At 74.0% G+C, this 25,996-nt stretch carries 20 protein-coding genes; 14 read left to right on the top strand and 6 right to left on the bottom strand.

All coding sequences use genetic code 11. From position 1 onward, the window contains the following. Positions 1-588: 588 nt before the first annotated feature. From O7619_RS13600 to O7619_RS13660, 13 genes are all read left to right on the top strand, one after another. A complete protein-coding gene (locus O7619_RS13600) occupies positions 589-3,801 on the top strand; it encodes an Ig-like domain-containing protein (protein ID WP_282288107.1) in 3,213 nt (1,070 codons plus the stop codon). 237 nt (positions 3,802-4,038) lie between these two features. Then, complete coding sequence (locus tag O7619_RS13605) at positions 4,039-5,307, top strand: cytochrome P450 (RefSeq protein WP_282288109.1); 1,269 nt, start codon at positions 4,039-4,041, stop codon at positions 5,305-5,307. A 166-nt stretch (positions 5,308-5,473) separates the two neighbouring features. Then, positions 5,474-5,908 (top strand): helix-turn-helix transcriptional regulator, encoded by a 435-nt coding sequence (locus O7619_RS13610; RefSeq protein ID WP_282288110.1) that lies wholly within the window; start codon positions 5,474-5,476, stop codon positions 5,906-5,908. A 252-nt stretch (positions 5,909-6,160) separates the two neighbouring features. Continuing rightward, the gene (locus O7619_RS13615) at positions 6,161-8,554 is read left to right on the top strand and encodes a nitrate- and nitrite sensing domain-containing protein (protein ID WP_282288111.1); all 2,394 of its coding nucleotides are present in this window, start codon (positions 6,161-6,163) and stop codon (positions 8,552-8,554) included. Between the two features lie 18 nt (positions 8,555-8,572). Then, positions 8,573-8,977: a roadblock/LC7 domain-containing protein gene (locus O7619_RS13620; protein WP_282288112.1), complete on the top strand. Its 405-nt coding sequence runs from the start codon at positions 8,573-8,575 to the stop codon at positions 8,975-8,977. A gap of 48 nt (positions 8,978-9,025) precedes the next feature. Then, positions 9,026-10,219 carry an ABC transporter substrate-binding protein gene (locus O7619_RS13625; protein ID WP_282288115.1) on the top strand — a complete coding sequence of 398 codons (1,194 nt, stop codon included), beginning with the start codon at positions 9,026-9,028 and terminating at the stop codon, positions 10,217-10,219. 5 nt (positions 10,220-10,224) lie between these two features. Further along, positions 10,225-11,097 (top strand): branched-chain amino acid ABC transporter permease, encoded by an 873-nt coding sequence (locus O7619_RS13630; protein ID WP_282288116.1) that lies wholly within the window; start codon positions 10,225-10,227, stop codon positions 11,095-11,097. After that, positions 11,094-12,194 (top strand): branched-chain amino acid ABC transporter permease, encoded by a 1,101-nt coding sequence (locus tag O7619_RS13635; protein WP_282288117.1) that lies wholly within the window; start codon positions 11,094-11,096, stop codon positions 12,192-12,194. The genes O7619_RS13630 and O7619_RS13635 overlap by 4 nt, the downstream gene beginning before the upstream one ends. Next, positions 12,191-12,934, top strand: a complete 744-nt coding sequence (locus tag O7619_RS13640) for an ABC transporter ATP-binding protein (RefSeq protein ID WP_282288118.1) — start codon at positions 12,191-12,193, stop codon at positions 12,932-12,934. The genes O7619_RS13635 and O7619_RS13640 overlap by 4 nt, the downstream gene beginning before the upstream one ends. Continuing rightward, complete coding sequence (locus O7619_RS13645; RefSeq protein ID WP_282288119.1) at positions 12,934-13,731, top strand: ABC transporter ATP-binding protein; 798 nt, start codon at positions 12,934-12,936, stop codon at positions 13,729-13,731. The genes O7619_RS13640 and O7619_RS13645 overlap by 1 nt, the downstream gene beginning before the upstream one ends. A 6-nt stretch (positions 13,732-13,737) precedes the next feature. After that, positions 13,738-14,553, top strand: a complete 816-nt coding sequence (locus O7619_RS13650) for a class I SAM-dependent methyltransferase (protein ID WP_282288120.1) — start codon at positions 13,738-13,740, stop codon at positions 14,551-14,553. A 58-nt stretch (positions 14,554-14,611) separates the two neighbouring features. Further along, positions 14,612-16,270 (top strand): FAD-dependent oxidoreductase, encoded by a 1,659-nt coding sequence (locus O7619_RS13655; RefSeq protein WP_282288121.1) that lies wholly within the window; start codon positions 14,612-14,614, stop codon positions 16,268-16,270. Next, positions 16,267-17,685: an ATP-binding protein gene (locus tag O7619_RS13660; protein WP_282288122.1), complete on the top strand. Its 1,419-nt coding sequence runs from the start codon at positions 16,267-16,269 to the stop codon at positions 17,683-17,685. The genes O7619_RS13655 and O7619_RS13660 overlap by 4 nt, the downstream gene beginning before the upstream one ends. Positions 17,686-17,751: 66 nt before the next feature. On the opposite strand, the gene O7619_RS13665 is transcribed toward O7619_RS13660, so the two are convergent. Next, positions 17,752-18,567 carry a DUF72 domain-containing protein gene (locus O7619_RS13665; RefSeq protein ID WP_282288821.1) on the bottom strand — a complete coding sequence of 272 codons (816 nt, stop codon included), beginning with the start codon at positions 18,565-18,567 and terminating at the stop codon, positions 17,752-17,754. A gap of 220 nt (positions 18,568-18,787) precedes the next feature. Between O7619_RS13665 and O7619_RS13670 the strand changes: the two genes are divergently transcribed. Beyond that, positions 18,788-19,546, top strand: coding sequence for a peptidylprolyl isomerase (locus O7619_RS13670; protein WP_282288123.1), 759 nt, complete (start codon positions 18,788-18,790; stop codon positions 19,544-19,546). 49 nt (positions 19,547-19,595) lie between these two features. Here the strand turns inward: O7619_RS13670 and O7619_RS13675 are convergent, their stop codons facing one another. The 5 genes from O7619_RS13675 to pip form a co-directional block, all read right to left on the bottom strand. Then, positions 19,596-20,972 (bottom strand): glycosyl hydrolase family 18 protein, encoded by a 1,377-nt coding sequence (locus O7619_RS13675; protein WP_282288124.1) that lies wholly within the window; start codon positions 20,970-20,972, stop codon positions 19,596-19,598. 148 nt (positions 20,973-21,120) lie between these two features. Then, a complete protein-coding gene (locus O7619_RS13680; protein WP_282288126.1) occupies positions 21,121-23,382 on the bottom strand; it encodes a catalase in 2,262 nt (753 codons plus the stop codon). 74 nt (positions 23,383-23,456) lie between these two features. Further along, positions 23,457-24,131 carry a 4'-phosphopantetheinyl transferase superfamily protein gene (locus tag O7619_RS13685; protein WP_282288127.1) on the bottom strand — a complete coding sequence of 225 codons (675 nt, stop codon included), beginning with the start codon at positions 24,129-24,131 and terminating at the stop codon, positions 23,457-23,459. Beyond that, positions 24,128-24,961, bottom strand: coding sequence for a metallophosphoesterase (locus tag O7619_RS13690; protein WP_282288128.1), 834 nt, complete (start codon positions 24,959-24,961; stop codon positions 24,128-24,130). The genes O7619_RS13685 and O7619_RS13690 overlap by 4 nt, the downstream gene beginning before the upstream one ends. A gap of 50 nt (positions 24,962-25,011) precedes the next feature. After that, positions 25,012-25,968 (bottom strand): prolyl aminopeptidase, encoded by a 957-nt coding sequence (gene pip, locus O7619_RS13695; RefSeq protein WP_282288130.1) that lies wholly within the window; start codon positions 25,966-25,968, stop codon positions 25,012-25,014. Positions 25,969-25,996: the final 28 nt, after the last annotated feature.

Raw genomic sequence — 25,996 nt, forward strand, 5'->3', positions numbered from 1 at the left:
GTGTCGGCGGTTGATGCGTTCGGTGCCTGAGGCAACACGTTCGGCCAATTCCCGAGCGACGGCAAGAAATGCGATTGCGGCACCCCGGCCCCCGATGGTGTCGACCGGGCGAGAGTATTGCCTGCTCACGGTGTTGCCGGGCGGTGTCGTTGACAGCCTGAACTTGATCGATTACCGTCACGATCGATCTTCGCGTGGTCGGCCGGGCGATCGTCGACGTGTTCGTCCGGGACGGATCGCGCCGGCCTCGTCAATGATTCGACAATTGCGTCGGCATGCTGCCGGCCGCGTCGGAATCGCTCCTCGGCGCACTTCTCCGATCGCTGTCGACATTTCCCGCGAGGACAGTCGTCCACATGTCAGATCGGGCATGGTCGACACCATTTCGCCGAGGTGGTGGGTGGCGGCCACCCGATCGGTGGACGGGAGCCGCCGGTGTGGCCGAAATTGATGCCGAGCGGTCGATAACCGGCGCGGCGGCGTATCGCGAGAACTCCTTGCTTCCCTACGGTGACCTCCGGCACGCGGACGGAGGGAGTCGGGAGCCACCCGAGGGCGCCGTCCGCGCGGACAGGGAGAGTTGACTCGATGCGAGTTTGGAGTCGCGCCGTCGCGGTGCTCGCCGCGGGCGCGGTCGTGGTGGCGGGGGTGCCGGCGCTCGCCGCCACCGTCACCGTCACCGACGCCGGCACCGCCGGGCGGACCGGCGCCCGGGCGATGGGGGGCAGCGCCGCGCTCGGCGCCGCCCGTACGGTCGCCACCAGGGCTCAGGTGACGCCGGGGGACACCCGGCTGATGCCCACCACGCCCCGCGCCGACACGCCGCGGATCAACAACGGTGAGATCACCGACATCGAGGTGATCGGCAACCGGGTCTTCATCGCCGGCACCTTCACCTCGATCACCAACGTCGGGGGCAGCGCGATCGCGCAGCGGTCGCTGGCGTCCTACAACCTCGACACCGGCAAGGTGGACACCGGCTTCAAGCCGACCATCGACGGCGCGGTGGCGGCCGTCGAGGCGTCGCCGGACGGGTCGTCGCTCTACATCGCGGGCTCGTTCAACACGATCAACGGGGTCACCAAGCGCAAGATCGCCCGGCTCAACCCGTCCACCGGCGCGCCGGTCGCCGCGTTCACCGCGACCGCGAACGCGCGGGCGACCGCGCTGGCGGTGAGCCCCACCGCGGTCTACGTCGGTGGCCAGTTCGCCACCGTCAACGGGGTCTCCCGCAGCGGCCTCGCCGCGCTCAACCCCACCACCGGCGCGGTCGACACCGCGTTCGACCTGCCGCTCACCGGCGGCATCGGCGTCGGCGGCATGCTCACCGTGCAGCAGCTCAAGCTCACCCACGACCGCAGCAAGCTGCTCGTCGTGCACACCGGTCGCCAGATCGCCGGCGAGGACCGCTACGGGGTGGCGCTGATCGCCACGGCCAGCAAGTCGCTGCTGCCGTGGCGGACCCGGCTGTGGGAGGACAACCTCTCCTTCGTCGGCGGCATCCAGCGCGTTTTCGCCGGTGACATCGCGCCGGACGACTCGTACTTCGTCGTCACCAGCGGCTCCGGCGGTGACCGCCCGCCGATCAACGACACCGCCATCGCGTACTCGCTGACCGGAAACGACCACGTCGAGCCGCTCTGGGTCTCCCGGCACTTCGACAGCATCTACTCGGTCGCGATCACCGAGACCGCCGTCTACGTCGGCGGCCACTTCAGCTGGCAGGAGTCGCCCACCTCGAACGTGCCCTGGCCCGGCCTGGACAACGTCGGCTACGGCACCGGCCAGGGCCTGAGCGGTTACGGCCTCGGCGACCAGGTGGTCCGCCGCGACCACCTCGGCGCGCTGGACCCGGTCACCGGCACCGCGCTGGAGTGGAACCCCGGCTCCAACTCGTACGAGGGGGAGAAGGCGATGCTCGCCACGTCGCGCGGCCTGCTCGTCGGCGGCGACGGCAACGTCAAGGGCGGCAAGACGACCGGCCGGGTGGCCTTCTTCGACCTGTCCGCCGAGCCCGCGCCGTCGCCGCTGGACACCACGATCACCACCCCGATCGAGGGCGCGGTGAAGCAGGCCGGCGAGTCGTTCGACCTCGCCGGGCAGGCGCTGGCCCCGGCCGGCGTGTCGAAGGTCCAGGTCGAGATCATGGACCGCGTCAGCGGTCGGTACCTCCAGGACGACATGACCACCTGGGGCGCGTTCAAGGGCATCAAGGCGACGCTCGCCGAGCCGAACGCCACGTCCACCACGTGGACGCTGCCGGTGTCGCTGCCCGCCGGCACCTACCAGATCCAGGCCAAGACGTTCGCCGTCGGCGGGGCCGGCGACACCACCAAGGCGGTCAAGAAGATCGAGGCGTTCCGCTTCGACGACCTGCCGCCGTCGACCCGGATCAGCGCGCCGGCCGCCGGACTGCTGGCCACGCAGAGCTTCGTGGCCAGCGGCACCGCCACCGACGACCAGGGCGTCAGCTCGATGATCTACTCGTTCCGCACCCCGGACAACCGCTACCTCCAGGACGACGGCAGCGTCGCGGCGGTCTACAACACGTTCCGCGGTGAGCCGGACGTGATCGGCGCGACGTCCGCCACCTGGCAGTACGAGGTGACGCTGCCGATCGAGGGGCAGTGGCGGATGACCGCCACCGCCGTCGACACGGCCGGGCAGAGCGACCTGCGCGGCGACACCCGGGACTGGACCATCTCGGCCACCGGCGTCCCGCCGACGGTGGCGATCACCGCGCCGGTGGCGATGACGCCGCCGACCGCCGCCCCGCCGCTGACCGTGGAGCCCGGCGCGACTGTCACGTTCGCCGGCACCGCCACCGACGAGGACGCGCTGCGGTCGGTCGAGATCTACCTACGCAACAACACCACCCGCGAGGCGCTGGCCGCCGACGGCACCTGGGGCGCCGACTCGGTCGCCGCGTACCACCGGATCTCCCCGACCAACCTGAACGCCGCGACGTTCGACTGGTCCTTCACCAGCGTGCCGCTCACCCCCGGGGTCTACGACTTCCGGGTACGCGCGACCGACAACCTCGGCCTGACCACGTCCAGCTCCAACATGGGCCGGCTCACCGTCACCGCGCAGACGCCCGGCGACGCCTTCCCGAACGGGCGGCTCACCTTCACCGGCACCGACCAGAACGTCGACCAGTTGCACCTCGACCTGGCCGGCACGGCCACCGACGACAAGGGCGTCCGGGCGGTCCGGGTGGCGTTGCGCGACCTGGACACCGGCCGGTACGTGCAGCCCAACGGCACCATGGCCGCCGCGTTCGCCACGGTCGACGCGACGCTCGCCGATCCGGACGCGACGAGCACCGCGTTCACGCTCTCGATCGACCTGCCCACGAAGGGCACCTACAGCGTCGAGGCGTGGGCCGTGGACACGGCCGGCCAGCAGGACGGGAACACCTCCGGCGCCACCGCGAGGTACCTGGTCTACCCCGGTGACCTCGACCCGACGCTGGAGCCGAGCATCACGCCGGTCGAGGGCGAGGTCTACTCCGGCGGCCGGATCGTGGTGACCGGCCGGGCCGTCGACGACGTCGGCATGCAGAAGGTGGAACTCCAGATCACCAACAGCGCCGGGCAGGGGATGAACGCGGCCGGCACGTTCGGCCGGAGCACGTGGATCGCGACGTTCCTCACCAGCCCGGGTTCCCCGGGGTCGAACTTCGCCTACACGTCCCCGGTCATCCCGGCCGGCACGTACACGGTGACGATCCGCGGGATGGACAACTACGGGCAGTACCAGCAGCCACCTCGTGCGGTCTCGGTGACCGTCACCGACTGAGCCGGTCGGTCCGCGGGCCGGTCCGCGTCGAATCCTTCGACGCCGGGCCGGCCCGCGGCCGTTTCACGTGGACGGCTCCCATGCGGCACAACCCCCTGATCACGGGCATCCGGACGGCAAGGAGCAGGGCGCAAGTTGCGGGAAAGCGGCAGAAACAGATTGATGCCGGCACATCTTGACTCGTGTTCGACCGGAAGCGCACGGTAAGGACAGCGGCCGGTAGCGCAGGAGGCGGTCATGCGGTTGAATCCGTTCGCGGGGGCCTATATCACCGATCCGGCCGGCGTCTGGGCCCGGCTGCTGGACCGCGACGGCGGGGTGCACCACGACGAGCAACTCGGGTTGTGGCTGATCACCCGGCATGCCGACGTCCGGCGGGCGCTCGCCGACGCGCGATCCTTCGGCAACGCCCTCACCCTCGCCCCGGTCTACGACATCTGCCCGGAGGCGCTGGCCCTGGTCGCCCGGATCGACGCGCCACCCACCACCGCCGCCGCCGACCCGCCGGTGCATCCGCGGACCCGGCGGGCGCTGCGGGTGACGTTCGCCAACACCCCGGAACGGGTCGAGCAGCGCTACGGCCGGATCGTCCGTCGCCGGGTGGACGAGCTGGTGGCACGTCTGGTCACCCGGGCCGGAGCCGAGGTCGACCTCGTGCCGGAGTTCACCGCCGAGTTGCCGCTGCTGGTCCTGCTGGACATCCTCGGCGTGCCGGCGCGCGACGTGCCGCGGATCCGGGCCTGGGCCGACGGCCAGATCGCCCTGGTCTGGGGGAGTCCGGAGCCGGCCGAGCAGGTCCGGCTGGCCGGTGGGCTGCTGGAGTTCTGGCGCTACTGCCAGGATCTCGTCCGGCGCCGGCTCGACGGCGGTGGTGACGACTACGTGACCGAGCTGCTGGCGTACCGGGACGGCGACGACGAGGTCCTGACCATCGCCGAGGCCGCGAGCATCGTGTTCAACCTGCTGGTCGCCGGCCACGAGACCACCGCCGGGCTGCTCGCCCACGCGGTGGACCGGGCGCTGTCCGAGCCGGGCCGGTGGCGGGCGCTCGCGGCCCGGCCGGAGCGGGTGCCGGCGTTCCTCACCGAGACGCTGCGGTACGCGCCCGCGATCGACGGCTGGCTGCGGGTGACCAACCAGCCGGTCACGCTTGGCGGTGTCACCATCCCCGCCGGGGCGCGCTGCCTGCTGCTGATCGGCGCGGCCAACCGGGATCCGGCGGTGTTCGACCATCCGAACCGGTTCGATCCGGACCGGACGGACGCGCACGACCACCTCTCCTTCGGGCACGGGCCGCACTTCTGCATCGGCGCGGCGCTGGCCCGGCTGGAGGCGGGCACCGCGCTCACCCGTCTCGCCACGGCCCTGCCGGAGCTGCGTCCGGCGGCCGGGCACCACCGGGTCTTCCGGCCGAACCTGGCGTTCCGTGCGCACCGCGCGCTGCCGGTGACCGTCGACGTGACGGTGCCGGCAGGTCCGCGTCCGGCCGCCCGACCGGCGGCGTGACCGCCTCCGGTGCGGCCGTCGACCGACCGGCGGGAGTGGACACGCAGCGCGTTCACGTCTTCACACCCACGTGCCGGTGGGTTAAGAATGGCTCCCTGCGAACGCCCATTCATCACCCACCCTCGATCTGCTGCCGATGCCGGCCCGGCGTCGCGAAGGTGAGCACATGGATCGCACGCCCGCTCCCTCCGCCGCCAGCCACCAGTTCCGTGCCGAGCTGCGCCGCTGGCGGACCCGGCGCGGCCTGACCCAGCGGGCGCTGGCCGAGCGGGTGCGGTTCAGCCGGGAGACGGTCGCCGCGGTCGAGTCCGGCCGGCGGTTCGGCAGCCAGGAGTTCGCCGTCCGCTGCGACGAGGTGCTCGCCACCGGCGGCCGGCTGGCCGAGTTGTGGCCGCTTGTCGCGGCGGAGCAGTTGGCGGCGGACGGGCGGCGGGGCCCCCGGCCCGGCGAGCCGGAACCACTCGGCCGTCCGGCCGCGCGACGCGACCCGCGCGATCCGCAGGCCGTGGTCGCGGCGATCGACGAGCTGCGGGAGCTGATCGGCCAGGTGCTCGCCCAGCCCGAACCCGAGGGCCCGTCGTCGGCGGCCGGCCGGCGCTGACCGGCCCGGCCCCAACGCCTTCGGGCCGCCGTCGGTGTCGCCAACTCTGGGTACAGATGCTGGTACGGCCTGTTTGTACCACGGTCGGGTCTGGTCTCGACACGTCGCTTCCGGCGCAATGAACGTGCAATCCGCAAATGCAGATGGAACGTTGCCGATCAGCGCGGGGAGTCAGCAGTGGCGTCGAGCACGAGGTCCCACGCGGCCCGACCCTACCCGACCCGCCGCCGCCGGTGGCGCATCGGTGGCCGCATGCGTCTCATCGTGGCCGCCCCGCTCGTCGCCGTGATGGGCTTCGCCGGCCTGGCGCTCACCGAGAGCGCCCGGCAGACCGCCCGCGCCAGCGATCTCGGCCAGCTCGCCCAGCTCGGCGCCGAGGCGGGCGGCCTGGCCCACCGCCTCCAGCACGAGCGGATCGTCGCCGCCGACCTGCTGACCCGGGGCGCTCCGCCGCAACAGGACGCCTTCGCCGCCGCCACCGCCGCCACCGACACCGCGGTCGCCGGATACCGCCGGCAGCGCGCCCGGGTGCCCGCGGGCGTCGCCGCCGAACGGGCCGTCCTGCCGCGCATCGACGCGGCGCTGGCCGGGCTCGCGCCGCTGCGCGCGCAGGTACGCACCGCCGAGCGCGCCTCGGTCTCGGCGATGACCTTCAGCTACCGGATCGTCATCGCCGACCTGCTCGCCCTGCGGGAGAGCGTCACCCTCGGCGTGGTCAACCCGCGGATCGCGGACGGCATCCGCGCCTCCGCCGCGCTGTCCAAGGTGGCCGAGACGGTCGGCCAGCAACAGGTGGCCGTGCTGCGCGCGGTCACCGCCGGCCAGGTCACGCCCGCGTTGCAGCAGGACATCACCGCCGCCCGGACCGGCTTCACCGAGGCGTCGCTGGCTTTCCTGTCCCTCGCCCGGCCGCCCTGGCAGGGCTGGTGGGAGCAGGCCGGCAGCGGCGAGAGCGCCGTGCGGCTGCAACGGATCCTCGACCAGGTGGCCCGGACGGCCGCCGGCGACCGCCTCGAACTGGACCTGGACACCTGGCTCACCGCCACCGGGCAGTGGGCGGTACGCCTGGCCGAGCTGCGCCTGCGGGTCGACGGGGCGGTGCTCGACGACATCCGCGCCGCCCACGCCGACCAACGGCGGCGCACCGTCGTGGAGGCGGCGGCGGCCGTGCTGGCCCTGCTGCTGACCGCGCTCGTCACCTGGGCGGTGGCCCGCCAGATCACCCGGCGGCTGCGCCGGCTGCGGGACGCGGCGAACGCGGTCGCGTACGAGCGGCTGCCCCAGGTGGTGGCCCGGTTGCAGGAGCGGGACAGCGCCTCGGTGGACCCGGACGAGCTGGCCCGCCGGCAGGCCCTCGACACGATCGAGGTCTCCGGCGACGACGAGATCGGCGAGGTCGGGCAGGCGTTCGACGCGGTGCACCGGGCCGCCGTGCGCACCGCGGCGGAGCAGGCCGTGATGCGGGCCAACACCCAGGAGATCTTCATCCACCTGAGCCGGCGGGAGCAGCGCCTGGTCGACGCCGTGCTGGCCCAGGTGGACCTGGTCGAGCGGGACGAGACCGACCCGGACCGGCTGCATCGGCTCTACGCGCTCGACAACCTCGCCACCCGGATGGGCCGGATCAACGCCAGTCTGCTCGTGCTCGGCGGAGTGGGCGTCGGGCGGGTCCGCCACCACGACGTGCCGCTGCCGCAGGTGCTCCAGGCCGCCCAGAGCCAGATCGAGCACTACGCCCGCATCCGCCTCGGCCTGGTGGACGGCGACGTGGCGGTGGCCGCCGAGTCGGTCGACGAGGTGGTGCACCTGCTCGCCGAGCTGATGGAGAACGCCACCGGCTACTCGCCGCCGATGACCGAGGCGTGGGTGACCGGCCGGAGCCTCGGCGACCGGGTGATCGTGCAGATCAGCGACGAGGGCGTCGGGTTGCCCCCGCACCGCCGGCAACAGCTCAACGACCTGCTCGCCCAGCCGCCCGCCATCGACGTGGCCACCGTCCGGGCGATGGGCCTGGTCGTGGTGGGGCAACTCGCCACGCGGCTGGGCGCCGCCGTCCAGCTCCGGTCCGGGCCGCGTCGCGGCACCATCGCCGAGGTGGCGCTCCCGGCCGCGTTGATCCGGTCGTTGCCCCCCGAGGAGTTCCTGCTCACCCCCGAACGGCCATCCCGCCGGGCGGCCCGCAGCACGGTCGCCTCCCCGGCCGGACGGGCCCCCGTCGTGTCCGCCGGCCCACGGCCCGCCCCGCAGCCGTGGGCCGGCGGGCCGGCCGCCGACCGGCCGCTCCCGGTCGCCCCGGTCTTCCAGCCGGTGCCGGCCGGCGCCGGCGACGCGCCCACCGCGGAACTGGTCATCTTCCAGCAGGTCAACCACTGGTTCCAGGCGGACCGGCCGGACGGCGACGGCACGTCCTGGTCCGGCCCCGCCGACGACGCCTGGCGCACGGCGGCGCGCGCCGACGAGCCTCGGGTCGCCGGCACCACCACGTCCGGGTTGCCCCGACGGCAGCCGCAGGAGCACCTGCTGCCCGGCGGCGTCCCGACCCCCCGCCCGGCCAACGAGCACCGCGACCCGGCCCGGGTGGCCACTGCGATGGCCGCGTACGCCCGCGGTGTCGCCGGCCGGCGGCCCAACCTGATCACCCACTGACCCGACAAGGGAGTGCACGTGACCGATCACCAGGATCTCGGCTGGCTGCTGGACGCCTTCGCCGAGCGCGCCACCGAGGTCACCCACGCGATCGCCATCTCCAGCGACGGGCTGATGGTGGCCGCCACCCGCGACCTCCCACCCGACCGGGCCGACCAGTTGGCGGCGACCGGCAGCGGGTTGGTCAGCCTGCTGCGCGGCGCGGCGGCGTTCTTCGACGCCGGCGCGGTGATCTCCAACGTGACCCAGTTGGAGGGCGGCTTCATGTTCTCCATGGCCTTCAACGACGGCGCCTCACTGCTCGTGCTGGCCGACCCGCGGTGCGACGTCGGCAAGGTCTCCTACGAGATGACCGAGCTGGCGAACCGCATCGGTGACGCGCTCACCCCCGCGGCCCGGGCGGCCCTGAGCCGCAGCCGCTGACCGCCGGCGTCCCGCCGGATCCGCACCCCTGACCACAGGAGAGACACCATGTCCCTGACCCTGCCCCGGCGCAGTCGTGCCCGCACCGCGGCGCTGCTCGCCCTCGTCCTGCTCGCGGCGCCGGCCTGCGCCGACGACGGACCGTCCGCCGGTTCCGCCGATCCCGTCAAGATCGGCCTGCTCGCGTCGCTCTCCGGCACCTACCAGTCGGTCGGCAAGGACATCCGCGACGGCTTCCAGCTCTACCTGTCCGCCCACGACGGCAAGCTCGGCGGCCGGCAGGTCGAGCTGGTCGTCGCGGACGAGGGCAACGGCGCGGCGACCGCCGTACCCGCCGCCACCAAGCTGCTCAAACAGGACCGGGTGGCGGCGCTGACCGGCATCGTCGGCGGCGGCTCGGTGGCCGCGGTCTATCCGCTGCTGAACGAGACGAAGGTGCCGTTCGTCGGCTCCAACGGGCGGCCGGAGATCAAGGACGTGTCCCGGGTCTGGCACACCTCCTACCTCTCCGACGAGCCCGGCCAGGCGATCGCGGCGCACGTGCGCGAGGACGTCACCGGCAGCGTCTACGCCATCGGGCCGGACTACCAGGGCGGCTGGGACGAGCTGCGCGGCTTCACCGAGGCGTTCGCCGCCGCCGGCGGCAAGCTCGCCAACCCCGACGGCAAGACCACGTTCACGCCGTTCCCGGCGACCACCAACTTCACCCCGTACTTCGCCCGGATCAAGGCGTCCGGCGCGGACGCGGTCTACACGTTCTACGCCGGCAGCGCGGCGATCGACTTCGTCAAGCAGTACGCCCAGTCGGAGATCAGGGACGTGCCGCTCTACGCCGCCGGCTTCCTGACCGAGGGCGGGGTGCTCGACGCGCAGGGCGACGCCGCGCGGGACATCTACTCGGTGTTGAACTACTCGCCCGACCTCGACAACGCGGAGAACCGGGCGTTCGTGGCCGCCTGGAAGGCCGAGCACGACGGCTCCCCGACGACCTACGCGATGGCCTCCTACGACGCGGCGGCGGTGCTGGACCGGGCGGTCGCGGCGGCCGGCGACGACGCCACCCCGGAGAAGATCAACGCCGCGATCGGCCAACTCGGGCAGATCGCCAGCCCGCGCGGCACCTGGCAGTTCTCGCCGACCACCCACGCGCCGGTGCAGAAGTGGTATCTGCGCCAGGTCCGCCAGGACGGGCGGGCGCTGTCCAACACGGTGGTCGGTGACCTCGCCACCGTCGGGGGCTGACCGGCGTGCCGATCGACCCGTACGTCGTCCCGGCCCTGGACGGGGTCGCCTACGGGCTGCTGGTGTTCGTCGCCGCGGCCGGGCTGGTGCTCTGCTTCGGCGTGGCCGGCATCCTCAACCTCGCCCACGGCACGCTCTTCGCGATCGGCGGCTACACCGCCGCCGCGCTGCTGGACGGCGGCTGGCCCAGCCTGGCGCTGGCGTTGGCGGTCGGCGTGGCCGCCGCCACCGCCGCCGGAGCGCTCGTCGCGGTGCTGCTCACCCGGGTCGCGGCGGCCGGGCACCTCACCCAGGCGCTGCTCACCTTCGGCGTCGCGCTGGCCGGCGGCAGCCTGCTCGTGGCCGCGTTCGGCCCGGACGACCCGCCGGTACGGGTGCCCGCCGCGCTCGACGGGTCGGTCGCGCTCGCGGGTCACCGCTACGCCGCGTACCGGCTGGTCTTCATCGTGGTGGCCGGGTTGCTCGCCGGCCTGCTGCACCTGGTGGTGCGCCGCACCCGGGCCGGCATGCTGGTGCGGGCGGCGGTCGACGACGCCGAGATGGTCGCCACGCTCGGGGTGAGCCCGGCGGTGGTCCGGGTCGGCGTGCTGGCCGCGGCCGGCGCGCTGGCCGGGGCCGCCGGCGTGCTGGGCGCGCCGATCATCCGCCCGGGGCCCGGCACCGCCGACGCGGTGCTGCTGCTCTCCCTGGTCGTGGTGGTGCTCGGCGGCCTCGGCTCGATGACCGGCACGCTGCTGGCGGCGCTGGCGGTCGGCCAGATCCAGACGCTCGGCGTGGCGCTCGTCCCGTCCGCCGCCCCGTTCCTGCTCTTCGCCGCCATGGCGGTCGTCCTCGCGGTCCGGGCGCGGGGCCTGGCCCCCGCGCGGAGGACGACATGAGGGAGCGGGCGGCGCGGGCGCTGCGACCGGCCGTCGCCGCGGTGGTGCTCGCCGGGCTGGTCGCCGTGCGGTCTGGTCGCCGTGCGGTGGGCGACGTGCGGGCGCCGCGGCTGGCTGTCGCCGCGGCGGTGCTGGCCGGGCTGGTCGCCGCTCCCTGGGCGGTGGACGACTACACCGTGGCGCTGCTGGCCCGCACGCTGGCGTTGGGCCTGGTCGCGGTGAGCGTCGCGCTGCTGACCGGCGTCGCCGGGCTGCCCACGCTCGGGCAGACCGCGCCGTACGCGGCCGGCGCGTACGCCGGTGCGGTGGCCGGCGGCCAGCTCTCCGACGTCGGGCCGGTGCACCTGCTCGTCGCGGCGGTGGCGGGCGCGGCGCTGGCCGTGGTCGCGTTGCCGCTCGTGCTCCCGGCCCGGGGCGTGGTGCTCCTGATGATCACGCTGGCGATCGGTGAGCTGGCGGTGATCCTCGCCGGGAGGTGGACCTCGGTGACCGGCGGCACCGACGGGCTGGCCGGCATCGCCCCGACGCGGCCGTGGTGGGGGCTGCCGGTGCTGGCCACCGACCGGGCCCGCTACCTCTACACGCTCGTGGCCGTCGCGGTCCTTGCCGGCCTGGTGCTGCTGGTGCTGCGGACCCGCGTCGGGTTGCTGCTGCGCGCCGGCCGCGCCGACGAGGCGCGGCTGCGGGCCAGCGGGCACCGCGTGCCGTCGCACGTGGCGGGCGTCCACATCGCCGCCGGCGCGGTCGCCGGTGCGGCCGGCTCGCTGCTGGTCACCGCCCAGCAGTACGTCTCACCTGCCGACTTCGGGTTCGACACCTCCGCGTTGCTGCTGCTCGGTGTGGTCGTCGGGGGCACCGCCTCGGTCGGCGGCGCGCTCGTCGGCGCGGTGCTCGTCGTCGCCGCCCGCGACTGGCTGTTCGGCGCGCTGCCCGGACAGGGGCCGCTGGTGCTCGGGTTGGCCTTCGTCGTGGCCGCGCACCTGCTGCCCACCGCCCGGTCCGCCCGGCCGGCGGCCCGGCGCTACCGGCCGGCCACCCCGGACGCGCGCCCCGCCGACGCGGAAAGACGCGCCGTCACGACCGGGGTACGCGCGTGACGCCCCTGCTCACCGCCGAGGCGGTCACCGTGCGCTACGGGTCGCTCGTCGCGTTGGACGCGGTCGACCTGCGGATCCCGCTCGGCCAGCGGCACGCGCTCATCGGGCCGAACGGCGCGGGCAAGACCACGCTGCTCGACGTGGTCGCCGGCGCCACCCGGCCGACCGCCGGCCGGATCCGGCTGGGCGGTCGGGACGTCACCGGGCTCGGTCCGGCCGCCCGGGCCCGGCGCGGCGTCGGCCGGATCCACCAGCGTCCCGCCGTCTGGGGTTCGTTGACCGCCCGGCAGAACGTGCTCGTCGCCGCGCTGCCCCGGGCCGAGCGGCCCGGCCGGTGGCATCCGACGGCCCGGCGGCGGGCGGCCGGGCACACCGCGGACGCGCTGCTGGACCGGGTGGGGCTCGGCGACGTCGCCGCGACGCCCGCCGGGCAGCTCGCCCACGGGCAGCGCCGGCAACTGGAGATCGCCGTGGCGCTCGCCGGCCGGCCACGGCTGCTGCTGCTCGACGAACCGGCCGCCGGGCTGTCCACGGTGGAGACCGGCTGGTTGGTGGAGTTCCTGCGCAGGCTGCCCCGCGCGGTCGCGGTCCTGCTCGTCGAGCACCGGCTGGACCTGGTCTACGCGCTCTGCGACACGGTGACCGTGCTGCGCGACGGCCGGACGCTCGCCACCGGGTCGCCCGCCGAGATCCGCTCGTCCGGCCCGGTCCGTCAGGCGTACGCGGAGGGGGTGACGTGATGCTGCGCATCGAGGCGCTCCGCGCCGGCTACGCCGGTGGCACGGTGCTGCACGAGGTGGATCTCGACGTGCGGCCCGGCGCCGTGCAGGCGGTGGTGGGCCGCAACGGCGCCGGCAAGAGCACGCTCGTGCACTGCGTGGCCGGTCTGGTCCGGCCGCAGGCCGGGCGGATCGAGATCGGCGGCGTGCCGGTCGCCGGCCGGCAGCCGCACCGGATCGCCCGCGCCGGGGTGGGGTTGGTGCCGCAGGGCCGGCGGATCTTCTCCCGGCTGACGGTGGCCGAGCATCTCGTCCTGGCCGCCGCGCCGTGGCGGGCGGCGACCCCGGGCGGGGAGGGCTGGACCGTCGCCCGGGTGCTGGAGCTGCTGCCCCGGCTCTCCGCGCGGCTGCGGCACCGTGGCGACCAGCTCTCCGGCGGCGAGCAGCAGATGCTGGCGATCGCCCGCGCCCTGCTCGGCCAGCCCCGCGTGCTGCTGCTCGACGAGCCGTGCGAGGGGCTCGCGCCCGACCTGGCCGCCCGGGTCCGCGACCTGGTCGGCTCCCTGGCCCGGGCCGGCATGACCGTGCTCCTGGTCGAGCAGCAGATCCGGCACGCGATCGAGGTCGCCGACCGGATCGCCGTGCTGGAGTACGGCCGGGTGGTCTACGACCGACCGGCCGACGAGGCCCGGGCCGACCCGGGCGCGGTGGCGGCGCTGCTGAGCGTCGCCGCGGTCGCGGAGCCACCGGCTCCCCGGCCCCGGCCCGGGCTGGCGACAGCTCCGGGCGCGCGAACCGACCGCCCGCGACCGGAATGAGGAGCGATGCCGACCGACACCCCCGAGACCGACTACGCCTTCGACACCGGCGCCGCCGACGCGGTGCCCCAACTGCACGCCCTCGAATCGTTCCTGGACCCGATCACCACCGGCCGGATCGCCGCGCCGCTGCTCGCCCCGGCCGGCCGGTGCTGGGAGGTCGGCGCGGGCGGTGGCTCGGTCGCCCGGGCCATGGCCGCCGCGGTCGGCCCGGCCGGCCGGGTGCTGGCCACCGACCTCGACCTGACGCACCTGCGCCCATCGGGCAACCTCGACGTACGGCGGCACGACGTGCGCCACGAGCCGCCGCCCGGGGACGACTTCGACCTGATCCACGCCCGGCTGGTGCTGCTGCACCTGCCGGAGCGGCGCCGGGTCCTGCGTACCCTGGCCGGCGCGCTCGCCCCAGGCGGGTGGCTGGTGGTCGAGGAGTTCGACTGCACCGCGCCGCTGCGGGTGCTGACCGCGCCCAGCGACGACGCGGCGAAGCTGTTCGCCCAGGTGACGGACGCGATGCTCGGCATCCTCCAGAGCCACGGCGCGGACCTGGCCTGGGCGCAGGACGTGCACGCCGAGCTGATCGCGGCGGGCCTGGTCGAGGTGGACAGCGTGAGCCACGCGCGGAGCTGGCCCGGTGGCTCGCTCGGCATCTCGCTCTACGGCACGAACTCCCGGCAGCTCGAACCGGAGCTGCTCGACGCCGGGCTGTCATCCGGCCAGTTGGACGCCTTCCGCCGGCTGCTGCGCGACCCGGCGTTCGCGGCGATGTCGTACCAGTTCGTGTCGAGCCGGGGCCGGCGACCCGGCCCGGGACGGCGGTGACCTGCCGGCTGGTCGCCGGTGGTGCGGACGGGCAACCGGGGGTGCTTCACTGGACGCCATGCCCAACCCCGCGATCCTCACCGTCGACGACGACCCGGCCGTTTCCCGGGCGGTCGCCCGCGACATCCGGCGCCGCTACGGCGACCGCTACCGGGTGGTGCGGGCCGACTCCGCAGAGGCGGCTCTGGAGGCGCTGCGCGAGCTGAAGCTGCGCGGCGAGCAGGTGGCGGTGCTGATCGCCGACTACCGGATGCCGCAGATGAACGGCATCGAGTTCCTCGAGGCGGCGATGGACCTGTTCCCCGCCGCCCGCCGGGTCCTGCTCACCGCGTACGCCGACACCGACGCCGCGATCAACGCGATCAACGTGGTCGACCTCGACCACTACCTGCTCAAGCCGTGGCACCCGCCGGAGGAGAAGCTCTACCCGGTGCTGGACCAGCTCCTGGAGGCGTGGACCGCCGGCGGGACCACGACCGCGCCGGAGCTGCGGGTGGTCGGGCACCGCTGGTCCGCGCCCTCGTTCACGGCCCGCGACTTCCTCGCCCGCAACCTGGTGCCGTTCCGCTGGGTGCTCGCCGACGAGCCGGAGGGCGCCGAGTTGCTCACCGCCGCGGGCGTGACCGCGAACGACGTACCCCTGGTGGTGACCGCGGACGGCAAGTCGCTGGTGCAACCGTCGACGGCCGACCTGGCCGCGCAGGTCGGGCTGGCCACCACGCCGGCCGCCGACTTCTACGACCTGGTGGTGGTCGGCGCCGGCCCGGCCGGGCTCGGCGCGGCCGTCTACGGCGCCTCCGAGGGGCTGCGGACGGTGCTGATCGAGCGGCGGGCCACCGGCGGGCAGGCCGGGCAGAGCAGCCGGATCGAGAACTACCTCGGTTTTCCCGACGGGGTGTCCGGCGCGCAGCTCACCGACCGGGCCCGCCGCCAGGCGTTGCGTTTCGGCGCGGAACTGCTCAGCGCCCGGGAGGTGGTGTCACTGGAGAACGCCGGCGGGGCGCGGGTGCTGCGGTTCAACGACGGCAGCAGCGTCGCCGCGCACACCGTGGTGCTCGCCACCGGCGTCTCCTACCGGATGCTGCCCGCGCCGGGGCTGGCCGAGCTGACCGGTCGCGGCTGCTTCTACGGCTCGGTGGCGAGCGAGGCGCCGAGCTGCTCCGGCGCGGACGTCTACATCGTCGGCGGGGCCAACTCCGCCGGCCAGGCCGCCGTGCACTTCTCCCGGTACGCCCGCCGGGTGCACCTGCTCATCCGCGGCGACGACCTGACCCGGTCGATGTCCAGCTATCTGATCGACCAGATCGCGCGGATCGACACCATCGAGGTGCACCCGTGCACCGAGGTGGTCGGCGGCGCCGGCCAGGAGCATCTGGAGCGGGTGACGCTGCGGGACATGCGCACCGGCGAGACCCGGGAGGTGGACACGTCGTGGCTGTTCGTGTTCATCGGCGCGGAGCCGCACACCGACTGGCTCGACGGCGCGGTGGTCCGGGACGGCCGGGGCTTCGTGCTGACCGGGCCGGACCTGACCCGGAGCGGCAAGCGGCCGGCCGGCTGGTCGCTGCCGCGCGACCCCTACCATCTGGAGTCCAGCATGCCCGGCGTGTTCGCCGCCGGTGACGTGCGGGCCGACTCGGTGAAACGGGTCGCCTCCGCCGTGGGTGAGGGCGCGATGGCGGTCTCGCTCGTGCACCGATACCTGGAGGCGCAATGACGACGGACCGGCTCGCCCCGGACGAGTTGCGGCAGCTCTTCCTGTTCGAGTCGCTCACCCCGGAGCAACTCGCGCACCTGGCCGAGCACGGCCGGGTGGAGCGGCGTCGCGCCGGCGAGGCCGTCTACGTCGAGGGTGAGCCGGCGAGCTGCTTCTACGTCCTGCTCGACGGCACCGTGGCGATGCACCAGCGGGTGCAGGGCGACGAGGTGGAGGTGAGCCGCACCAGCCACCGCGGCGTCTACGGTGGCGCCATGCAGGCGTACATCGGCGACCCGGCCGAACAGCGCTACCGCAACAGCCTGCGCGCGGTGACCGACGTCGCGGTGTTCGCCCTACCCGCGGAGATCATCGCGGACGCCATGCGCGGTTGGTTCCCGATGGCCACCCACCTGCTGGAGGGGCTGTTCGTCGGGATGCGCAACTCGCAGACCATCGTGGGGGAGCGGGAACGGCTGCTGGCCCTGGGCGCCCTGTCGGCCGGGCTCACCCACGAGCTGAACAACCCGGCGGCGGCGGCCGTCCGGGCCACCTCGGCGCTGCGCGGCCGGGTGGCGAAGATGCGGCACAAACTCGCCATGATCGCCGACGGCCGGCTCGACGGGCGGCGCCTGCACGACCTCGTCTCGTTGCAGGAGGAGGCGGTGAAGCGGGCCGCCGCCGCGCCCGCGCTGTCGCCGCTGGCCGCGAGCGACGCCGAGGACGAGCTGGCCGACTGGCTCGACGACCACGGCGTACGCGGGGCGTGGGAGCTGGCGCCGACGCTCGTGGCCGGCGGCCTCGACACCGGCTGGCTCGCCCAGGTCGACGCCGCGGTCGGCGGCGACGACCTGGAGTCGGCCGTGCACTGGATCACCTACACCATCGACACCGAGCTGCTGATGGGCGAGATCGACGACGCGGTCACCCGGGTCTCCGGGCTGGTCGGGGCCGCGAAACAGTATTCCCAACTCGACCGGGCGCCCTACCAGACGGTGGACGTGCACGACCTGCTCGACGCCACGCTCGTCATGCTCCAGGCGAAGATCCCGGCCGGCGTGCGGGTGGTCAAGGAGTACGACCGGAACCTGCCCGCCGTCGCGGCGTACGCGGCCGAACTCAACCAGGTCTGGACCAACCTCATCGACAACGCGCTCGCCGCGATGGCCGGCGACGGCACGCTGACGGTGCGGACCGGGCGCACCGACGACCGGCTGACCGTCGAGATCCGCGACACCGGCCCCGGCATCCCGCCGGAGGTCCGCCCGCGCATCTTCGAGCCGTTCTTCACCACCAAGGCGGTCGGCGAGGGCACCGGTCTCGGGCTGGACATCTCGTACCGGATCGTGGTCAACAAGCACCACGGCGACATCCGGGTGCGGTCCGAGCCCGGCGACACCCGGTTCATGGTGCTGCTGCCGCTCGCGCCGGCCTGACCGCGGGCTTCGGGTGCGGTTGTGGTCGCCGGGGCGACGACAACCGCACCCAAAGGCGCGGGTCAGTCAGAACAGTGTGGCCGGGCCGACCGGTGTCGGCTCGGGCAGCGGCGCCAACTCGGGCAGGCGGGCGCGGACCTGGTCGTGGAACCGGCGCGCCAGGTCGGGAGCGTCCGCGTTGTCGGGCGTGTGCACGAACACGGTCGGCGAGCGCCCCTCGCGCAGCCAGCCGGTGACCACGTCCAGCCACGGCTGCCAGCCCTCGACCGTCACGGCCGGGTCGTCCCGGCCCAGGTAGCGCACCACCGGCCGGTCGGTGAGCGCCTCGGTACGCGACGGCAGGCGGGGCTTGCGCGTCCACGCCTCCCGTTCCGCGTCGCTCGTCGGCGGCGTCCGGAAGAACGCGGTGGTGTCGAACGGGACCCACTCCGCGTCGACTCTGCGTAGCATCTCCGCGAGCGTGTGAGCCGCGCCGGTGTCGGTGAAGAAGGCGGGGTGGCGGACCTCGACGGCGTACCTGTGGGTGGCGGGCAGGGCCCGGAGAAACCGGTCCAGCTCGGGCACGTCGCCGGGGCCGAACGAGCCGGGCAGTTGCACCCAGAGCATGTGTGCCCGCGGCCCGAGCGGTTCCATCGCGTCCAGGAACGCCCGCAGCTCGGCCTCGCCGCCGGTGAGCCGGCGCTCGTGCGTGACAGCCTTCGGCAGCTTCGCCAGGAAACGGAAGTCCGGGTCGGTCTGCTCCGCCCAGGACGCCACCGTCTCCCGGGCCGGCGTGGCGTAGAACGTGGTGTTGCCCTCGACCGCGTCGCACCAGCCGGCGTACGCCCGCAGCCGCTCGTGGGCCGGCAGGAGCCGACCCGGCCAGGCCCGGTGCGTCCACATGGCACACCCGACGTGCAGTCGCATCCGGCTCCCTCCTGACCGCGCCCACCGTATCCGACCCCGCTCCCACGGCCGTCCCTGCCCCACGAACCGATCGCACCTGGTCCGGGCGGAACCGAACAGATGATCAAGGCGTCGGGCGACCGGATGTCGTCGACATCGGATCACCGAATCCATAGACTCCGGTCGTTCTGGTACCACGAGTCCAGGGAGGACCCACGTGTCGAGCGAAACCCGACCGCACGCCGCCTTACCGCTGCTGGCCCGCCTCGCCGGGGTGACTGTGGCCGCCGCCGCGCTCGTCGCCGCCGGCGGAGTCGCCGCGAGCGCGGCGCCGGCCGCCGAGCCCGCGCCCACGAAGGGACCGTGCGCGTACACGCCGACGCCGGACGAGCCCGCGGCCCGACCGGTGCCGCTGCCGCCGGACCCGCGTCGCACGCCGGACCGGGGGACGGTACGGGTCACGCTGCGCACCAACCAGGGGCCGATCGGGCTGCTCCTCGATCGAGAGCAGGCGCCCTGCACCGTGCAGAGTTTCCTGCACCTGGCCCGGCACCGGTTCTACGACCGGACGCCCTGCCACCGGCTCACCGCGTACCCGACGTTGACGGTGCTCCAGTGCGGCGACCCGTCCGGCACCGGCGAGGGCGGCCCGGGCTACCGCTACCGCGACGAGCTTCCCACCGACCTGCCGCCCGCGCCGACCGACCCGACCGGGGTACGCCGTCTCTACGCCCGCGGCACGCTGGCCATGGCGAACGCCGGGCCGGACACCAACGGCAGCCAGTTCTTCCTGGTGCAGGCCGACTCGGCGTTGCGGCCGAACTACACCGTCTTCGGCCGGGTCGACGCGGCCGGGCTGGCCACCCTGGACCGGATCGCGGCCGGCGGCATCGCCGCCACGCCGGAGGATCCCGCCCCGGTCGACGGCGCGCCGGCCCACCCGGTGCAGATCTGCCGGGTCACGCGAGGCCGCTGACCCGACCTGCCGGCGGGGCGGCGCACCCGGCCGCCCCGCCGGAAGGGCGTCAGGCCGGCAGTCGCCACACCTGGTTGGCGCCGCCGAAGCAGTCCCAGATCTGGAGCCGCGTGCCGTCGGCGGAGCTGTTGTCGGTGGCGTCCAGGCACCGGTTCGACACCGGGTTACGCAGGGTGCCGTTGCTCTGGGCCTGCCAGACCTGGGCGCCGGTGCCGTTGCAGTCCCAGATCTGGATCTTGGTGCCGTTCGCGGTGCCGGCGCTCGTCACGTCGAGGCACTTGCCCAGCGCCCGCAGGGTGCCGTCGCCGCCGACGGTCCAGCTCTGCGCGGCGGTGCCGTTGCAGGCGTAGAGCTGGACCGCGGTGCCGTTGGCGCTGCTGGCGGCGGCGACGTCGACGCACTTGCCGCCGATGCCGGTGACCGGGCCGGTGCGTCCGGACGGCGGCGGGGTGGTGCCGCCCCCGGTGGCGGCGTCGTAGATCGCGGTGACCAGCGACGTCGCGCCGGTGGTGTCCTGGGACAGCTCCCAGTTCATCATCCCGCCGGCGTTCGCCCGGGCCCACTGCGTCTTGCGCTTGACCGTGGGCAGGCCGTTGTAGCACTGCTGGACGCCGCCGGCCGTGGTGCAGTCCCGGTTGGCGTTCGCCGGATCCATGCCGACCAGCGCGGCGTACGTGTAGTAGCCGGGCCGGCTGTAGAAGGGCACGCCGAGCACCGCCTTGGCGGCGGGCACGCCACGCGCCTTCCATCCGTTGACGCTGGCGATCGCCCAGTCGTAGTTGGCGTGCGGGCTGCCGCCGTCGTACGCCATGATGTTCAGCCAGTCGACGGCGCCGAAGACCGCCGTGGGCACCCCGTTGACGTAGTAGCCCTCGGCGACCACGGCGGCGGTGAGCAGCTTGCCGCGGCTGTGCAGCGCGCTGCCGAGCTGCTGCATCAGCAGCGTGTAGTTGTTCGCCGACGCGCCCGGGTCGGGATATTCCCAGTCGATGTCGACGCCGTCGAGGTTGTACTGGTTGACGAAGTTGACCACGTTGGTGACGAACGCGCCGCGGGCGCCGGAGTTGGCGGCGAGCGCCTCGAACGCGGAGTCGTCGCCGTCGTTCCAGCCGCCGATGGCGATGGATACCTTGACGTTGTTGGCGTGGCCGAGCGACACCAGCGAGGAGAGCTTGCTCGGGTTCTCCACCGCGCGCAGGCTGCCGTCGCCGTTGGGTAGCGCGAAGGCGTAGTTGACGTGGGTGAGCTTGCCGTACTGGATGCTGTTGACGCTGCCGCTCCAGGACGGCATGTAGCCGACGCTCTTGAAGCCGTTGGGCAGCACGGCCGCCTCGGCGGCGGACGGGGCGAGGGCGAGCGTGGCGGTGGCGGTGGCCAGCGCGAGCGCACCGGCGGTGAGGCGACGCCGGAGGTGAGGTCTGGGCATCGAGGGCCTTCCCGGGGGACGGGGGCGGATGGGGTGTTCCTCGAGGTGGCCAGAATATTAAAGAGTATTAACTAAGCCGTCAATGCATGTCGGTCAATAAAAGGAGGGGCGGCCCGCCGTGGCGGACCGCCCCTCGCCGGTGCGTCGGTCAGGCGACCGAGGCCGGGAACCGCTCCCAGACCCGGTGCGCCGCCATCAGCCCCTGCACGGCTTCCAGCACCTCGGCGCCGGAGCCGCCGCCGACCACGCCCGGCGAGCCGGCGACACCGGCCCGCTGGAGCACCTCCGCGCCGGCGCCCCACGCGCCGATCGCCTTGGCGTGCCGCCACGCCTCCTCGACCAGCAGCAGCACCCGGGGGTCGACGGCGGGGGAGCCCGCCGCGCCGGCCTTGGCGTCCCGGGCCGGCAGCGCGTCCGGCGCCGGCGCCGGGGCCCCGGCCAGCAGGACCGCGTCGAACTCGACCGAGCGGGCGGTGGCGAACGTGCGCTGCACCGGCAACCCGCCGACGGTGCCGCCGTGCGCGGCGATCAGCAGCGGCACCATGCCGGCGGCGAACACCGCCCGCTGAACCTGCCCGACGTCGTCCAGGTCGCCGTCGGCGTCGACCACGATGCCAACCATCCGGCCGTCCGCCGGCCACTCCCGGCCGACCTGGGACAGCGCCGGGCTGGGCTGCGCCTCGGCCAACGGGACGGTGGGCTGCGGCGCGGGCAGGCCCAGGCCGGTGGCGACCTGCTCGCAGAGCACCGGGTCGATGTTGGCCAGGCACTGGAGCTGCCGCTCCTTGATCGCCTGGTGGTAGCACTTGCCCAGCTCGAACGTGTACGCCCGGACGATGTGCTCCTTCTCCACCGGCGACATGCTCGCCCAGAAGAGCCGGACCTGGCTGAAGTGGTCGTCGAAGGAGGCCGGGGCCGCCCGGACCTTCGGCGCCTCCGCCACCGTCACCGGTACGTCGACGAAGGCGTGCTCCCGGTCACCGGCCGGGAACGGGTTGCCGCCGTCGAGCGAGTTCGGTCGGTAGGGGGCCACCCCGGCGTGCACCGCGTGCTGGTGGAAGCCGTCCCGCAGCATGTCGTTGACGTCGGCGTGCGGCCGGTTGATCGGGATCTGGGTGAAGTTCGGCCCGCCCAGCCGGGTGAGCTGCGTGTCCAGGTAGGAGAAGAGCCGACCCTGGAGCAGCGGGTCGTTGGTGACGTCGATGCCCGGCGGGAGGTGCCCGAGGTGGAACGCCACCTGCTCGGTCTCGGCGAAGAAGTTACGCGGCGTCCGGTTGAGCGTCAGCGTGCCGATCGGCTGCACCGGTGCCAACTCCTCCGGGACGATCTTCGTCGGGTCGAGCAGGTCGATCCCGGCGAACGTCTCCTCCGGCGTGTCCGGGAAGACCTGGATGCCCAGCTCCCACTCCGGGAACGCGCCGGCCTCGATCGCGTCGTAGAGGTCGCGCCGGTGGAAGTCCGGGTCCATGCCGCCGATCAGTTGGGCCTCCTCCCACGTCAGCGAGTGCACCCCGAGCTTCGGCTTCCAGTGGAACTTCACCAGCACCGTCGCCCCGGCGTCGTCGACCAGGCGGAAGGTGTGCACGCCGAAGCCCTCCATGGTCCGGTAGGACCGCGGGATGCCCCGGTCGGACATGTTCCAGATGGTGTGGTGCTGCGCCTCGGTGTGCAGGGAGACGAAGTCCCAGAACGTGTCGTGCGCGCTCTGCGCCTGCGGGATCTCCCGGTCCGGGTGCGGCTTGCCGGCGTGGATGATGTCCGGGAACTTGATCGCGTCCTGGATGAAGAACACCGGCATGTTGTTGCCGACCAGGTCGAACGTGCCCTCGTCGGTGTAGAACTTGGTGGCGAAGCCCCGGGTGTCGCGGACCGTGTCCGCCGACCCGCGCGAGCCCAGCACGGTGGAGAAGCGGACGAAGACCGGCGTCTCGCGTCCCTTCTTCAGGAAGCCGGCGCGGGTGACCTTCTCGGCGGCGCCGTTGGCGACGAAGACGCCGTGCGCGCCGGCGCCCCGGGCGTGCACCACGCGCTCCGGGATCCGCTCGTGGTCGAAGTGCATGATCTTTTCGCGCAGGTGGTGGTCCTGGAGCAGCACCGGGCCGCGCGGACCGGCCTTGAGCGAGTGGTCGGTGTCGCGCAGCCGGGCGCCGTTGGCGGTGGTGAGGTACGCCCCCTGCTGTCCCTTGGCCGCCTTCGGCACGCCGGTCTCCGCGCCGGTCGGGGTGCGGGTGTCCGGTGCGCCCTGCTCGCCCTTGGGCGGCAGCGGGCCGCGCGGGGTGGTCGGCTCCTCCCGCGAGGGTGGCACGCTGCCCGGCGCGCCCGGCACATCCGGCGTCAGCGCGTCGCCGACCTTCTCCACGGCGGTCTCGACGACATCCTTGACGACCTGGGCGGGCTTGCTGGATTCCATCAGGCTTTGTCCTCCCTGCGGCGATTTATCAAGCCCTCAGGGCCCTACCCGTGGCGGAGGAGGACAAACACGGATCACCCGGACGGGTCGCCGGGGTGCGGCACGACCACGGCGGTCACCACCAGCCCACCGGCGACCAGCCATCGACCGTCGAGCACGCGCAGCGGCGGCCCGCCGTCGGCCCGGGCGCCGTCGACAAGGATCCGGGCGGCGAACCGGCCGCCCGGAGCGATGGTCAACGCCGCGTCCTCGAACCCGAGCCAGCGGCCGGTCAACGGGTACCACGCCTTGTAGACGGACTCCTTGGCGCTGAACAGCAGCCGGTCCCAGTGCGTCGCGGGGTCGGCGGCGCGCAGCGCGGCCAGGTGCGCCGGCTCCCCGGCGGTGGTGACCGCCTCGGCCACACCGTCGGGCAGCGGCCCGTGCGGCTCGGCGTCGACGCCCAACCCGGCCAGCGCGGCGGCCCGCGCCACCACCGCCGCCCGGTAGCCGGCGCAGTGGGTGATGCTCCCCACCACCCCGGACGGCCATACCGGCTCCCGGCGCGGGCCGGGGAGGATCGGCGCCGGCGCGTACCCGAGCCGGCCCAGCGCCTCCCGGGCGCAGCGACGGGCGGTGACGAACTCCCGGCGGCGACCCTCGACCGCGCGGGCTACCAGGTCCTCCTCCCCGGGGTACGGCGTCTCGCCGGGCACGTCGGTGAACGCCTCGACGGCCACCGCCGCCGCCGGCAGCAGCGCCTCGATCACCCGGCACCGCCGAGGATCCGCCGCATCGGCCGGGGGTCACCGCCCCGGCGACCCCACTCCCGCGGGTAGCCGAGCGACACCTCCTCGAACCGCACCCCGTCGTAGTGGGTGGTGCGGGGGATGTGCAGGTGGCCGTAGACCGCGACGGCGGCCCGGTGCCGCACGTGCCAGTCGGCGGTGCGGTCGGTGCCGCACCACTGGGCGAACTCCGGATACCAGAGCACGTCGGTGGGCTGGCGGACCAGCGGCCAGTGGCTGACCAGCACCGTGGGCAACGCCGGGTCCGCGGCGGCCAGCCGCCGCTCGGTCGCGGCCAGCCGCGCCCAGCACCACGACTCCCGATCCGGGTACGGGTCGGGATGCAGCAGCATCTCGTCGGTGCACACCACGCCGGAGGCGTACGCCACGCGCAGCGACTCCTCCTTCGTCGTCGTCCCGGGCGCCCGGAAGGAGTAGTCGTAGAGCAGGAACAGCGGCGCCACGGTGACCGGCCCGCCTGCGCCCCGCCACACCGGGTAGTCGTCCTCCGGGGTGAGCACGTCCAGGTCGCGGCACATGGCGACGAGCGCCTCGTAGCGCGCCACCCCGCGCAACGTCACCGGGTCGGCCGGGTGCGTCCACAGCTCGTGGTTGCCGGGCGCCCAGATCACCCGGGCGAACCGGTCGCGCAGGTCGCGCAGGGTGCGTTCGATGTCGGCGAAGGCCTCGCCGACGTCACCGGCCACGATCAGCCAGTCGTCGGCCGTCTCCGGTCGCAGCCCGTCCACCACCGCGCGGTTCTCCGCGTACGACACGTGGAGGTCGCTGACCGCGTACAGCCCAGCCGTCACCCCGTCGATCTTGCCAGTGGCGCTCCCGGAAGGCCAGGCGTGGAGCCCGGTCAACCGGTCGGATCGGCGACCCGGTCGACGGCGCGCAGCAACTCCCCGGCGATGCCCGGCTCGGCCGCCGAGTGACCGGCGTCCGGCACGATCCGCAGCTCCGCCTCCGGCCACCGGCGGGCCAGGTCGTACGCGGACACCGGCGGGCAGCACAGGTCGTACCGGCCGTTGACGATCACGGCGGGCAGGTGCCGGATCCGGTCCACCCCGTCGAGCAGTTGACCCTCGGCGAGAAAGCCGCCGTGCACCGCGTAGTGCGACAGGATCCGGGCGATCGGCAGCGCCCGCTCGTCGTCGGTGAAATGGGCGAGCGCCTCCGGGTCGGGCCGCAGCGACGAGTTCACCGCCTCCCACCGTCCCCAGGCGCGGGCGTACGCCCGGGCCTCGTCGACGTCCGGGCCGTGCAACCGGCTGTGGTAGGCGGCCAGCACGTCACCGCGCTCGGCCGGCGGGACCGGGGCGACGAACCGCTCCCACTCCTCGGGCTGGAGGTGGCGCAGGCCGCCCTGGTAGAACCAGTCCCGCTCGCTGCGCCGCAGCAGCAGCACACCGCGCAGCACCAGGCCGGTCACCCGGTCCGGGTGGGTCTGCGCGTACGCCAGGCCGAGGGTGACCCCCCACGACCCGCCGAAGACCAGCCACGACTCGATGCCCAGGCGCTGCCGGATCGTCTCCAGGTCGGCCACCAGGTGCCAGGTGGTGTTGGCCCGTAGCTCGCCGAACGGGGTGCTGCGGCCCGCGCCGCGCTGGTCGAACAGCACCGCCCGGTAGCGCCGGGGATCGAAGAACCGCCGCGCCGCCGGCACCAGGCCGCCGCCGGGCCCGCCGTGCAGGAACACCACGGGTACGCCGTCCGGCCGCCCCACCTCCTCCACGTGCAGGACGTGACCGTCGCCGACCGGGATGCGGTGGGTGGCGTACGGCTCGACGGGCGGGTGGAGGACGGTTCCGGTCATGCCAGGTGATTCTGCCCGCCCGGCACCC

It is taken from the genome of Micromonospora sp. WMMD998, assembly GCF_029581235.1.
Classification (GTDB): Bacteria; Actinomycetota; Actinomycetes; order Mycobacteriales; family Micromonosporaceae; genus Micromonospora.

What these genes read in the sequence shown, in the direction of transcription:
- O7619_RS13680 (WP_282288126.1), bottom strand. Translation starts at nt 23,382, where the DNA reads ATGGAATCCAGCAAGCCCGCCCAGGTCGTCAAGGATGTCGTCGAGACC.
- O7619_RS13675 (WP_282288124.1), bottom strand. Translation starts at nt 20,972, where the DNA reads ATGCCCAGACCTCACCTCCGGCGTCGCCTCACCGCCGGTGCGCTCGCG.
- O7619_RS13655 (WP_282288121.1), top strand. Translation starts at nt 14,612, where the DNA reads ATGCCCAACCCCGCGATCCTCACCGTCGACGACGACCCGGCCGTTTCC.
- O7619_RS13605 (WP_282288109.1), top strand. Translation starts at nt 4,039, where the DNA reads ATGCGGTTGAATCCGTTCGCGGGGGCCTATATCACCGATCCGGCCGGC.
- O7619_RS13600 (WP_282288107.1), top strand. Translation starts at nt 589, where the DNA reads ATGCGAGTTTGGAGTCGCGCCGTCGCGGTGCTCGCCGCGGGCGCGGTC.
- O7619_RS13650 (WP_282288120.1), top strand. Translation starts at nt 13,738, where the DNA reads ATGCCGACCGACACCCCCGAGACCGACTACGCCTTCGACACCGGCGCC.
- O7619_RS13660 (WP_282288122.1), top strand. Translation starts at nt 16,267, where the DNA reads ATGACGACGGACCGGCTCGCCCCGGACGAGTTGCGGCAGCTCTTCCTG.
- O7619_RS13625 (WP_282288115.1), top strand. Translation starts at nt 9,026, where the DNA reads ATGTCCCTGACCCTGCCCCGGCGCAGTCGTGCCCGCACCGCGGCGCTG.
- O7619_RS13665 (WP_282288821.1), bottom strand. Translation starts at nt 18,567, where the DNA reads ATGTGGACGCACCGGGCCTGGCCGGGTCGGCTCCTGCCGGCCCACGAG.
- O7619_RS13610 (WP_282288110.1), top strand. Translation starts at nt 5,474, where the DNA reads ATGGATCGCACGCCCGCTCCCTCCGCCGCCAGCCACCAGTTCCGTGCC.
- O7619_RS13645 (WP_282288119.1), top strand. Translation starts at nt 12,934, where the DNA reads ATGCTGCGCATCGAGGCGCTCCGCGCCGGCTACGCCGGTGGCACGGTG.
- O7619_RS13615 (WP_282288111.1), top strand. Translation starts at nt 6,161, where the DNA reads ATGCGTCTCATCGTGGCCGCCCCGCTCGTCGCCGTGATGGGCTTCGCC.
- pip (WP_282288130.1), bottom strand. Translation starts at nt 25,968, where the DNA reads ATGACCGGAACCGTCCTCCACCCGCCCGTCGAGCCGTACGCCACCCAC.
- O7619_RS13635 (WP_282288117.1), top strand. Translation starts at nt 11,094, where the DNA reads ATGAGGGAGCGGGCGGCGCGGGCGCTGCGACCGGCCGTCGCCGCGGTG.